This window comes from Limosilactobacillus caccae (assembly GCF_900156885.1).
In the GTDB taxonomy this organism is placed as follows: Bacteria; Bacillota; Bacilli; order Lactobacillales; family Lactobacillaceae; genus Limosilactobacillus; species Limosilactobacillus caccae.
Genome location: NZ_FTOY01000011.1, coordinates 362,501 through 374,807, shown reverse-complemented (window position 1 = coordinate 374,807; position 12,307 = coordinate 362,501). Strand labels below are relative to the sequence as shown.

Sequence of the window (12,307 nt, the reverse complement as noted above, 5' to 3'; positions counted from 1 at the left end):
GAGTCGTTGAAAGCTAGCTTTCAGACGGCTTTTTTTATTATTTAAGTTAAAAAGTGAGGTCCGATTTAGATGGAAGCAGATAAGTACTTAAAGTTGATCCAGGAAGAATTACAAAACCTTCCCGACTACGTTAACGAATACTACCTGGGGACAAACCATGCCGTGACAACGACCTACCAATACCTAACGGAGATCCGCCGTTTCTTTGACTGGTTGCGGGCAAGTGGCCTTGTCGAAACACCCACTAATCGTGAACTACCAGTGACGGCCTTAGAAAATCTCCGGCGAAATGACATCATGCTTTATATTGACCACCTCCAGCACACGACCAATGCCCAGGGGCGGCTTAATTCCCCGACCTCAATCAACCGGTCCATCAACGCCCTGCGTTCACTCTACAAGTTTCTGACAATCACCGCCGATAACAACAATGGTGAACCCTACTTCGACCGAAATGTCATGCTAAAGATTGATTCGCTCAATGACACGAAGACCTTAAACTACCGGGCCCATACCCTGGCGGCCCACATGTACCGGGGACAGATGAAGTTTGACTTCATCAATTTCATTGAAAACGAGTATCCAACCAAGTGTGACAAGCGGGCCCTTCCGGCGTATAAGGTCAATAAGGAGCGGGATATCGCCATCATTGCCCTGATCCTCGGCACTGGCGTCCGGGTGTCTGAGGCGGCCAACGTTAACCTAGCCGACCTCAACCTCAAGCAGCAGCTACTCGATGTGACCCGGAAAGGTGGCCAGCGGGACTCGGTACCGATTGCTCCCTGGGCGATCAAGTACGTTTCCGCTTATCAGGAGATCCGGAGCCAGCGCTACCACGCCCTTAAAAAGGATACCGCCTTCTTCTTGACCCGCTACCATCAAGAGACCAGGCGGATGACGGCCAACGCAATTGAAAAGATGGTTAAGAAGTATTCAACTGCCTTCGGCCATCCCCTCACCCCCCACAAGCTGCGCCACACCCTTGCTTCGGAGATGTACGAAGTGACAAAGGATCAGGTTCTGGTCGCCCAGCAACTGGGCCAAAAGGGAACGTCAGCAACGGACCTTTATACCCACGTTGACCAGCAGCAGCAACGGCAAGCCCTGAACGAGATTAGCGCGAATGCAGCAAGCAATAGTTTACCGGAAACTGAACCGAAAACTGAATAGTTACTTTTAATCTGCGATAATTTAGTTTATAATAGTTCTGGCGCAAATTTTTATCGGGAGGAAAGTATCTTGGGCTTGATCAACTCATTGTTTGGGAAGAAACAATACGTCTGCCCCTTCTGTCATGAGCACTATACGTTTTCATCACTTGATGCAAAACGCCTAGCAGACAAAAATGGTCACCTTCACTGCTACTACTGCAGAAAGGTCCTCGAACCAATATACAGTAAATATACTGCCTAGTATGTTTACCCCCAAATAAAGCAAATTAAAAACCGCTGAGTCGTTGACTTAGCGGTTTTTTCATCCAAGTAGTAAAAAACATCCCTGCCTCCATCGGCAAGGATGTTTTTATTAAAGATTAGTAATAGCGACGCTTGTTTGCACCGGCAAGGCCAAACATTGCAAGAAGCGTTGCTGCGCCTAAGCCCATTGCGGCCTTTGCACTAGCATTACCAGTTTGTGGTAAGCGTGCTGGTTGGGCAGGGTCATAAGGAGTGCCTGGCTTCTCAGGTGTCGTTGGGGTTGTTGGCGTTCCCGGTGTCTTCGGTGTTTCAGGGGTACCTGGAGTATTAGGCGTCCCTGGTTTTTCTGGTGTCGTTGGCGTTTCAGGAGTACCTGGCTGTTTTGGTTGGTCTTGTGGTGCTTTCTCTGGATCGTGATCCTTAAGCCCGCAACCAATCAGATCCCAGTCAACTGGCTTTTCACGTTCACCTGGCAAGGCAGCTGAATCGAGATCCCCAAGCATACTAAGGTTTTCACTGGAGTCATCCCAGATCCAGTCCCCCTGGTTGGTCATCTTTGCCAAAACAGTCGTCGTGTTATCAGGGTTAATTTGGAGCAAGAAGCTTGGTGCCCATGTTGAGTCCATGTTTTCTCCTGCTACACCGTTACGGTTAGTAATGTAAGAAGTGATAAGAACTTGATTGTCCTTTCCTTCTACTGGAACCGCATAGTAAGAGTAAGTAGCAGTCCGCCAGTTAGCAGGAACGGAGGCCGTCAAAACAACCCCAGAATCATTCAATGGCTTAAAACCACTAGTCAGGTTATCAGAGACATACCCAACCATGGCAACGTTATCACCAACATTGTAGTTAGCCTTCATCCATGCATCATCATTGCTTCCCCGGTTTAAACGGGTTGCTGCGAAGAGGTAGTACTTGTCACCTAACTTAACAACGTCTGGCCGTTCAATCTCGTCACTTACCATGTTCGCAGTAAGCAATGGACTCATGACCTCTTCCACTTGGGGGTTCTTTTCATCGTTATTAAGCTTAATGATCCCGATCGCGGCGTTAGCCCAGCTTGCCCGACTGTTCATGTCCTTGTTGTCTAACAGACGGATGAAACTATTGTAGTTAAAGTGGTCATCGCCACCATAGTTAGACCAGTTAAAGATTTGTTCAGGGCCTTGGTAATCTGACAAACCAGTACTTGCTTCAAAGACAAGGTAACGGTTGCCTTCGTTATCCTTGACGATGTGCGCGTCCCGCATTGCGATATTATCAGCACCCTTGTTAGTGGCACGCCATTGCGCATAGGTTTGGTAGTGCCAGCCATCACCTTCAAAGATAACATGGTCATTTTCAACTTTGGCAATTGAAACGGTGTTGTCATCGTGGTTAAGGTATAACGTTGCTGTCGCAATCTTTTGGTGGTTAGAATTATTATCAGAAGTATCAACCTTTGTGTAGAACAACTGAATAGAACCGTCGCTATTAACAGTTGCTGAACCAGACCACTGTTGAGTAAGTGCATCAGCGTTAAAGCCAAAGATTGGGCCGGCATTCTTCCAGTCAGCTAAGTTATTATCACCATACTTGTTATAAAGAAGGTAAATGTGGTTGTCGTTAGTGTTAGGAACACCCATCATTGCAACGGCTAATTGGTAGCCATTCCAATTAGTAACGTAACCAGTCGTCGCATCTTGGACTGGCCATGAATCCCACACATCTAATGGTTGAACAATCCCAGTTTGTGCGTCCCGAGTCGTTGCAGCTGGCATATTCTTAATTTGACTAGCGTTAAAGAATGGTACGGCATAACGTGGATCTTGCTTAATCAACGTATCAGCGATCTTTTGAAAGTCAAGGTACGTCATTTGAGCACTAGTTCTTGCCCGCTTAGAGAAGTTAACCTTATTTAATGCCTTGATTTGGTCAGCAGTTAAACTTGCTGGATCAACACCAGCATTCTTAACTACTGCTGCTGCATTTTTGTTTAGCTTTGCGGCATTATCATCAGCCTTCTTGCCTTCTTCACTAGCAGATTTAGCTTGCTTTTCTGCGCTATCTGTAACTTTTTCTTCATTATTATTAGCGCTTGTAGCTGGTTTTGCCGCCGCACTCTTCTTATCAGTTGAAGAACTAGCACTAGCAACCGCCCCTTTGCTGTCACTCGAACTAGCACTTGAAGCTGATGATGAAGATGCATCGCTGGCCTGTGCAGTAGCCTTAGTGGATGCACTAGCTGAATTTACGGCTGTTGAAGCCACAGCACTGTCCTTAGTGCTTACTACTGAGTCACTAGAAGCGGCAGTTTGCCCCCCCCCATTAAAATTAATGCTCTTAACATTGACGTTACTGTCTTCCGTCGTTACCTGGACAGTATCTGTGTTATTGTTGTTCGTTTCTGTTTCCGTATTTGCTGATGCAGTCACACTGGATGCACCAAGTACTAAAGCGGCAGTTGAAAGAGTTACTACTGCCCAATTCTTGCCGCTCTTGTACATCTTTTTATGTTCTTTACGTTCTAACATTAATATAATACCCCTTTTCAATCTATGTTAAACGTTTATCAAATTCGTTATCCAATTTATCACATTTTCACCAAAAGGTAAATAGTTTTTCATAAAAACTTCACAAGGCGAGCTTTTATTAATTTACGCTGAAACGAAATGAGTCGACCAACTACCCGTCAAAGATGATTTCATTTCGCCTCAGAGCTAATTCTGGTTTTCGCCCTCTTTTTTCGTTTTTTACCGCTTATGTAAGACTCTTTTGATAAAAGAGTCTTACGTATCTCGCCCACAAATGCCGTTATCATAGGGTTTTAATTTCTTGAATTTTCTTGTAAGACTGTTATATAATTTTATTGAAAAAGTGTCTTACGTTAAAAACACTATTTTTCGCTACATTTTGGGAGATAAAGGAGATTGTTGTTTATATGTTATATAATGCTGCACTTGTTTTAGAAGGTGGGGCTTTTCGTGGTCAGTACACCGCTGGCGTCGTCGATACCTTCCTCGCCCACCATATTGAGTTCAAGAGTGTGATCGGTGTTTCCGCCGGCTCACTATGCGGGGTTAACTTCGTATCAAAGCAATATGGTCGCGCGGCGAACATCAATATTAACCACCGCCACGACCACAATTACATTTCATTAACCCGTGCATTTAAAAAGCAGATCATTAACCTCGACTACTTATTCGAGGACCACGGTTATTCATGGCAAAATTTTGACGAGACTGCCTACCGCCGTTCAGCATCACACTTCACCGCGGTTGCGACCTCTGTTCAATCTGGGAAGACCGTCCTTTTTACCGACCCCACCGGTAAGGATCTTACTGATGCGCTAAAGGCTTCGTCATCAATGCCTTTCCTGTCCGACCCACAAATGACCTCGCAAGGGCCATGCCTTGACGGTGGGATCACCGACTCGATTCCATTTGATATTGCCCAGCAACAGGGCTATGACAAGATCGTCATTGTTCGGACCCGTGATGTTAACTACCGGAAGAAGTTATCAAGTCCAGCTGTTAAGCGCCTTTATCACCTGGTTTATAAGGACCACCCGGCTTTTGCGGAAGCAGGTATTAACCGGCCATTGGTTTACAATCAGCAAATTGCGCAGATCTCCCACCTCGTTCACGAAGGAAAAGTTTTCAATATCGCTCCAACAGAGCCAGTCAAGATCAAGCGGATTGAAGGTAATGTTAAGAAGATTCGGGCGCTTTATGAGACTGGGCGGCAAGAAGGCGAAGCAATTATCCCCGACTTAATTAAGTATCTGGAGAAATAACCAAAGGAAGAAATATTATGTCAACTAAGAAGCGAGTCTACATTCCCAAGAATAAAACTAACGGACAAGTCAAAGGAAAACGTAAAATCTGGGTCGAATCCGTTAAGTATTTAACCCTCGAAGAATATGACCGTCTTCGTGAAACGATTAAGCTGTACTCCCGTCCGGAATTAGTTAACCGTAACCTGTTGCTAATTGCGATTGCCCTTAATAATGGGCTGCGCGCCTCTGATGTTGTTACCTTACGCGTGGGTCACGTCCTTAACAAGACGAAGACCCGGGTAATCGAACAAAAAACCGGCAAAGCAAAGACCCTTTTTTGGAATAACTGTTTGGCAGAGATCATCGACTACCTTAACGACCTCGACTACCATGATGAAAATGACTACCTCTTCCCTGGCAAGCAGGATGGGCATTTTTCGGTTCATGGCTTTTACGAGATGTTACAGCGGATGGCCCGGAAGACTGGTGATAAGAAAATTGCTGCCAAGTTAGGTACCCACTCCTTCCGGAAGACGTTCGGTCGCCAACTCTACAAAAAAGGGGTTAACGTTGAAATCATTTCCCAACTTTTTAACCACTCATCAGAGCGAAATACCCGCCATTATTTGGGAATTGAACAGGAAGACTTGGACAAGGTTGTTCAGAATTTCAAGTTTGAGTAATTATTATTGCAGATATTATGTAAACTAAAGTGCAAAAAAGTGACGCCCACCTGACGAAGGGAGCGTCACTTTTTATATTTCTTCAATTTGCTTTTTTAATTTTTCTTTTGCGGCAGCGGGAATTTCATTGCTTTCTTCAATCTCCCCAATCAATTCTTGGCGATCAATTTGTCCACTACGAATCCCAAAAATTTCTTCATTGGTTAAGGTTGCCCCACTGTCCTCGACAACCTGCGCCAAAGTCGGGATATCACGCATCTCCATGCACGTCCATCCCCGGTCATACGGCCGCCGGATCTTATTTTCAATAAAGAACAGCAACTTGATCAACTGCTCATGCTCCGCGGTATCTTCAATGCCGAGGCGAATCGAATCGTTGAGCATGTAGATAACCTTCTTAATCGCCCGGGTCATTGCTACTAGGTCCAGGTCTTCGTACTGGTCGAGTTTCAACCCAAATAAGCTGAGGTAAATTGCTGCATAAAGGTTACTGCCGGTCAACTCATAATTCGTAATAAATATATCCCGTAACCGATTATGCAGTTCGCCAAGGTCGAAGTAGCCGTCCTCAGCAAAGCGCATCATCTTACTTTTCTTCGGTACATAGTATTGTAAGCCGAGTTGGTGGTTGTATAGGTTGACTAGGCGCCTGCTGTCGGCAATGATCGTCGGGTAAACAATGAAAAGTTCATCCGCAAAGCTACCGTTAAGCTGGCGCTCATCTGCCAGTTGCGCCATATTAAAGATAAGGTAGCGCAGGTTGCGGTTACTAACCCGCTCTTCAACATACGATTGGAACTTATCCATCCGTAAACCTAACTCCGGGTTTTGACTGGTGATAATTTGGTAAGCATGGCGGGTAGGAATTAAACCGTACAGGCTCGCAAATGCGGTGAAGTAGTCATCGATCATCTTATCGGTTTCCTTGTCAAAAATCGTTGGCAAGGTTGGATCACCACTATCGTTAAACATCATCCCATCCCGCTTCGCCCATGCGACATCATCATTGTCAGCAAAGTCCGTTAGGGCATCAGCGGATAAGTCTTCCCGGTTCAACAGCATTTTTCGTTCCTTATACCACTCGCTAGTTACCGCGCCATTATCAGCTAAGAACTTCAGTAATTCTTTCATTGCACGCCGCACCTGCACCACCTCGTTTGCGGATGAACCGTGATATAGCAGGTCCGCAATTGCGGTGCTCTCAACACTGAGGATTGTCTGAAAGTGAAAAGCTAGCCAGTGGTTGAGGTAGAAAGTAAGGCTGTCTTGATAATGCGCAATCGTTTTAGCCGAATGTTTATCGCGCTCATTTTCAATGAACATCGCGATTAACTCATCATTTGTTCGCTGGATATCCTTGATTATCTCTTCAAATTCGCTTGGCGTATGCTCATCAGGATCTGCCTGGCCGTTTTTCCGGAGACGGCGGATAATTTCCCGTAGCGCTCTGCGGTCGACAACTACTCCATCATTAGTAGCCTGTTGCCATTTAAACGGTGCTGCAGCAGTAAATAGCCTTACCGTATCATCTAGGAACAGCGGCTTTTGATTAATCCGCCGGAGCCGCTTGGTCATCTCAAGGCCCATCGTTGGAGCATCGACCTGGCCAATTAATTCTTCCCCCACTTCACGACAGAGTAATGCTGTGCTAGCGATTGCCGACCGGCTAATTGACTTATTAACTTGCCAACTGCCGCCAGCTTGTAAGTACCGCTTCAATAGGTCTTCGGGTAAGCCAATTTCTTGCCAAACCGCTGCAAGATTCTCCTCAAACCTTACCTGTAATTTCCCCTTATTTTTTTCGTTGACATCGTAGACAACTACCGCGAGCGTACTGGCATCGTTTAAGAAAACAACATTTTTCTGCCGCTTGGCCGTAAAGTAGTTAACGTGCCAGGAAAAAAGCGGATTCGCCAACGCATCTGCTTTCGCCTGGTTATTTTTAGTTTGGTTAAACGCGCTAAATAAGTTTTGCGCTTTACCAGCAACGTTCATGTACATTCTTGTTACCACCTATTTTTTACGAATTGCTACATATAATTAGACCATAAATACGCGGACTTTGCTATTATTTATGGTTGTTTTTTCTTTGTCATATTTTTTGTTTTCAGTATATTTGTAGTAACACTTAGATAGAAAATCTTTTATTAATCGTAGTGATGAAGTATAATTTAGTTATTGATATTTGCATTAGGGGTGTCCATAGTGCTGGACTGAGATGTGCTAGATGCGCGGACCCTAGAACCTGTTGAGCTAATACTCGCGAAGGAAAATGCAGTCGTGGATAGTTAAAGTGGCGGCGCCCAAGACAGGTTTTTATTCCTTTCTTGGGCGCTTTTTTAGGAGGTAACATGCAAAACAAGAAGATTAACTGGCAGCTAATTGACCGGGTCAAAAGGCAGAACCCCCTCGTCTTGACGGTTGCTAACACGGTCACGATTAGTAAGGTTGCTGACGCCCTCAGCGCAATTGGGGCCTCCCCCATCATGTCGACTGATGCTGCTGAAAGCAGTGAAATGGTCGCAATTGCGGATGCGATTACGATCAATCTCGGGACAATTAACGCAGCCCAGCTTACGCAAATCTATGCCGTCTTGCGGGCCACTGACGACAGTAAGCCACTTGTTCTGGACCCGGTCGCCGTGGGGGCCATCCCGTCCCGGCGAAAAATTGCCACCGACCTATTAGCGAAGTACCATTTCGATATTATCCGCGGAAATGCCGGAGAGATTGCCGCCCTCGTCGGTGAAACCGGCAAGAGCCACGGAATCGATGCCGGTGTTGTCAGCGACCAGGTCAGCCTGGCAAAAAAGTGTGCGCAAAAATACCACGCCATCGTCGTGCTCACTGGTAAAATTGACACCATTACCGATGGTGAGCACACCTATCGCAACGAGTTAGAAACGCCAATGTTAGCCATTAACGTTGGCAGTGGCGATATGCTTTCCAGTATCATTGCCGCCTTTGCAGCCGTGACCGGGAACCAGTTAAAGGCCTGCATGATTGCGACTACCATGTTTTCAGCTAGCGGGGTTATCGCTAACCGTCACTCCGTTGGTCTCGGGTCATGGCAAACCCAGTTCTTTGACCATTTAACACTGATGGATTCTCGGATGATGCAAGAATTTATTGAAAGTGAGGAAGATTTACATGACTAACGATTACCCCCAAGCACTAACAATCGCGGGAACAGATAGCGGCGGTGGCGCCGGGATTGCAGCTGATATTAAAACAATGCAGATGCGGGGAGCCTATGCTGCAATGGTCGTTGTTGCGGTGACCGCCCAGAACACGATCGGGGTCCAGGATGCCTTTCCCCTGCCAACGGATATGATTGACGAGCAATTTGCTTCAATCGCCAGCGACCTTAATATTCGGGCCTGCAAAACGGGAATGTTAGCCGATGCGCAACACGTTCAAGCGGTCGTCAATAACCTCAAGAAATATGACTTTGGTCCCGTCATCGTTGACCCGGTAATGGTCGCCAAGGGCGGTGCTAAGTTGCTCAGCGATGACGCGATCGCCGTCGTCCGTCAAGAACTCCTCCCCCTCGCCAATTTAGTCACGCCCAACATCCCCGAAGCAGAAGTATTGACGGGCCAGCAAATTAATAGCCGCAATGACATCATTACAGCTGCCAAACAGCTGCAAGCAATGGGGGCAACAAACGTCCTTTTAAAGGGTGGTCATGCCGACGACCCAGCCATCGCTAGTGACTATGTCCTTTTTGCTAACGGCAGTGACCGCTGGTTGGCCGCGCCCCGGGTTGCAACGAAAAATACACACGGGACGGGCGATACCATTTCCGCCTGCATCGCAGCTGAAATCGCCAAGGGACACTCGATGGCGGAGGCAATTGTAATTGGCAAAGCCTATGTTGAAGCAACAATTAAAGACGGCATTAACGTGGGCCACGGTCACGGACCCCTGAACCACTGGGCAAAAATTAAAGGAGCACAAACTAATGAAATTTAATTCACAAATGTTACAAGTCTACCTCGTTGGGGGTAGCCAGGACGTTAATCACGATGTTGATCAGTTTCTCGCCAAGGTTGAACAAGCACTAGAAGCTGGAATCACTGCTTTTCAATACCGGGAAAAGGGTAAGTCAACCCTTACGATGGCGCAACGGGTCGATCTCGGCTTAAAGTTGCGGGAGCTTTGTACCAGGTACGCCGTGCCACTGATTGTCGACGATGACTACCGGCTCGCCCAGCAAATCAATGCGGACGGGGTTCATGTCGGCCAGGGCGACACTGATATTGAAACCGTCTCGACCGCTGTCGGTGAGCAGATGTTCATCGGCTACTCGTGTAACACCCCAGCTGAGATTGCCACCGCCAACAAGTTAGACGATGTTGACTACATCGGTTGCGGTCCAGTCTTTGCAACATCTTCCAAGGATGATGCTGATCCAGCCATCGGGATTGACCAACTGGCTGCCCTTAATGCTAAGAGCCAGCACCCCCTCGTTGCCATTGGTGGAATTACTGAAGATAATCTGCAGGAGGTCCATGACAGCGGGGTCGCCGGAATTGCCGTGATCTCGATGATTTTCCAGAGTGCCGACCTGGTTAAGACAATTGCAAAAATGAAAGCTCTCTACTAAAAAAAGCACGCTAGCGTCACATGCTAACGTGCTTTTTTGTTACTGACGGGCCAATAGCCATTTCGACATTGCAATAGAAAATGCTACCCCAATTCCCAGGGGCACAAAGGCGGTGAAGTTTAAATGACATACTTCAAACAGCATAAACATTGCCATCAGGGGTGCTTGTTGGGATGCCGCAAGGAAGATGGCCGCTCCCAGGACTGCACACTGGGCAAAGGTAACAACCGGGAAAAACTGCATATAGATAATCCCAATAAAGACACCAAGAACCGCCCCGGCGGCAATTGATGGCGTCAAGATACCTCCGTAGCCCCCACACTTGATTGTAAAGATCGTTACGAGCACCTTTGCCACCAGCCCAAACAGCAAGGCAAGAAGAACCTGCTTACTAGGACCAGTTGTGTTCATTGCTAATTGGGCCAACCCCCGCCCATTTCCCATGATCTGGGGGTAAAAGGCCGCGATTGCCCCAGCGCATAATGATAGTAACGGCAATTGCCACAAAATCCGCGAAGTCGTTGCCCGGTGCGCCGAAGCAAGATTGACCCCTTTTTTAAACCAGGTACCGGCAGCCCCGAGAACGAGGCCCAGGAAGATCGCTAATGGCACGATTTGCAAGGGAAAATCCCGACTACCAACAATGTAATATGGTTGATAACCCTTAACAATCGAGCCAATCATCGTCGCGATGACCGACATTGTCAAACTAACGGATACCGCCCGGGCATTGACCTGCTTATACAAAAGTTCCAGGCAAAAGACTGTGCCAGTAATCGGGGCAATATACACCCCGGCAAAACCGGCTCCCGCAGCCGCCGCAATCAGCAAGCGCTGGTCTTCCTTATTGAGATGCAGCCAGCGAAACCTATTTACCGACCGGTTCCACTGCTGGGCAAATGCAGCCCCTGCTTCACGTGGTGCCAGTTCACGCCCAATTGAATTCCCGGTCCCCACGAAAAAAATCTGGGTTACGACGTGGATTAAAGTTTTCCCTAGCGGCATTCTTTTTCCGCTAAGCGCGCTTTTAATACTTACTGGCCGGTAGTGACGTTGCAGGAAGTACCAAATCACTGCTGCAATAATCCCCCCGATCAGGACCGCGAAAAAACGGTTGGCCGGGGTGATATTAATGTTTACCGGAAAGTGGTTATTCTCTTCAAAGTGTAAAAAGAATCTTTCAGTTAAATCTAAGAGCACACTCAAGATCAATGAGCTGCACCCCACAATTATTCCGACGACAATCGTCGCAATCGCCAGCGGAACGTTCTCTTGTATTTCTTTCATGCAATCTCTCTCCTACTTAAAAATCGCCACTTCATAGTTTATCATGAAATTGAGTGAAATAAAAAAACACTCGTCCAGGATATCAAACATTATGTAAACTAGCTAAAGCAACCTTCAGCACTATTTTATTTTGAAAATGCTATAATAGAACATGCTACTTTACTAAAGCGGGGGCGCAAAATGAAAGATCGATATAAATTTTTGAGCGGGATTGGCTGCTGGCTCTTATTCAGCCTTTTGCTGGTGGGGGTTGTCAACAACTCCCGATGGACCAGCGCAATCGACACATGGGGCTACCAGCTTACCCAGCCAACTGGGCAGACGAAGACCGCAATTCTCACGGAATTAACCTTCCTCGGTGATCCGGTGACCGTCATGCTCGTGACGGTTGGGATGATGCTGGTCCTCTGGCGAAGGAAACACCCGACCGATAGTGTCTGGTATGGCATGCTCCAGTTCATCGGCTACTGTCTAGTCATCCTCGTTAAGTACGGGATTGCGCGAACGAGGCCGACCAATCGCTTAATCGCAGTCGGTGGGTATAGTTTCCCCAGCG

General features: G+C 47.0%; 10 protein-coding genes and 1 riboswitch (1 of these 11 only partly in view). Of the genes, 7 read left to right on the top strand and 3 right to left on the bottom strand.

Annotated features, from left to right (window positions below):
* The first annotated feature begins 69 nt into the window (after nucleotides 1-69).
* Complete coding sequence (gene xerS, locus CZ502_RS07855) at nucleotides 70-1,170, top strand: tyrosine recombinase XerS (RefSeq protein ID WP_076461310.1); 1,101 nt, start codon at nucleotides 70-72, stop codon at nucleotides 1,168-1,170.
* A 361-nt stretch (nucleotides 1,171-1,531) separates the two neighbouring features.
* Here the strand turns inward: xerS and CZ502_RS07850 are convergent, their stop codons facing one another.
* Complete coding sequence (locus CZ502_RS07850) at nucleotides 1,532-3,928, bottom strand: glycoside hydrolase family 68 protein (RefSeq protein ID WP_076461308.1); 2,397 nt, start codon at nucleotides 3,926-3,928, stop codon at nucleotides 1,532-1,534.
* 407 nt (nucleotides 3,929-4,335) lie between these two features.
* Between CZ502_RS07850 and CZ502_RS07845 the strand changes: the two genes are divergently transcribed.
* Nucleotides 4,336-5,190, top strand: a complete 855-nt coding sequence (locus tag CZ502_RS07845) for a patatin-like phospholipase family protein (RefSeq protein WP_076461306.1) — start codon at nucleotides 4,336-4,338, stop codon at nucleotides 5,188-5,190.
* Between the two features lie 17 nt (nucleotides 5,191-5,207).
* The gene (locus tag CZ502_RS07840; RefSeq protein WP_076461303.1) at nucleotides 5,208-5,855 is read left to right on the top strand and encodes a site-specific integrase; all 648 of its coding nucleotides are present in this window, start codon (nucleotides 5,208-5,210) and stop codon (nucleotides 5,853-5,855) included.
* A gap of 72 nt (nucleotides 5,856-5,927) precedes the next feature.
* Here the strand turns inward: CZ502_RS07840 and CZ502_RS07835 are convergent, their stop codons facing one another.
* Nucleotides 5,928-7,856, bottom strand: coding sequence for a DUF6933 domain-containing protein (locus CZ502_RS07835; RefSeq protein ID WP_076461300.1), 1,929 nt, complete (start codon nucleotides 7,854-7,856; stop codon nucleotides 5,928-5,930).
* 181 nt (nucleotides 7,857-8,037) lie between these two features.
* Nucleotides 8,038-8,143: riboswitch (TPP riboswitch) on the top strand.
* A gap of 63 nt (nucleotides 8,144-8,206) precedes the next feature.
* Between CZ502_RS07835 and thiM the strand changes: the two genes are divergently transcribed.
* The 3 genes from thiM to thiE are packed head-to-tail and all read left to right on the top strand — an operon-like array spanning nucleotide 8,207 to nucleotide 10,464.
* Nucleotides 8,207-9,013 carry a hydroxyethylthiazole kinase gene (gene thiM, locus CZ502_RS07830; RefSeq protein WP_076461297.1) on the top strand — a complete coding sequence of 269 codons (807 nt, stop codon included), beginning with the start codon at nucleotides 8,207-8,209 and terminating at the stop codon, nucleotides 9,011-9,013.
* Nucleotides 9,006-9,830 (top strand): bifunctional hydroxymethylpyrimidine kinase/phosphomethylpyrimidine kinase, encoded by an 825-nt coding sequence (thiD, locus tag CZ502_RS07825; RefSeq protein ID WP_076461295.1) that lies wholly within the window; start codon nucleotides 9,006-9,008, stop codon nucleotides 9,828-9,830. Before thiM ends, thiD begins: the two co-directional genes overlap by 8 nt.
* Entirely contained in the window at nucleotides 9,820-10,464 is a 645-nt protein-coding gene (gene thiE, locus CZ502_RS07820; RefSeq protein WP_076461293.1) for a thiamine phosphate synthase, read from the top strand. Before thiD ends, thiE begins: the two co-directional genes overlap by 11 nt.
* 39 nt (nucleotides 10,465-10,503) lie before the next feature.
* Here the strand turns inward: thiE and CZ502_RS07815 are convergent, their stop codons facing one another.
* Entirely contained in the window at nucleotides 10,504-11,751 is a 1,248-nt protein-coding gene (locus CZ502_RS07815) for a chloride channel protein (RefSeq protein WP_076461291.1), read from the bottom strand.
* A 180-nt stretch (nucleotides 11,752-11,931) separates the two neighbouring features.
* On the opposite strand from CZ502_RS07815, the gene CZ502_RS07810 reads away from it, so the two are divergent.
* On the top strand, nucleotides 11,932-12,307 hold the 5' portion of the coding sequence (locus CZ502_RS07810; protein WP_076461289.1) for a phosphatase PAP2 family protein. 272 nt of this gene lie beyond the right edge of the window; only the first 376 of its 648 coding nucleotides appear in the window; its start codon is at nucleotides 11,932-11,934; its stop codon lies beyond the right edge, outside the window.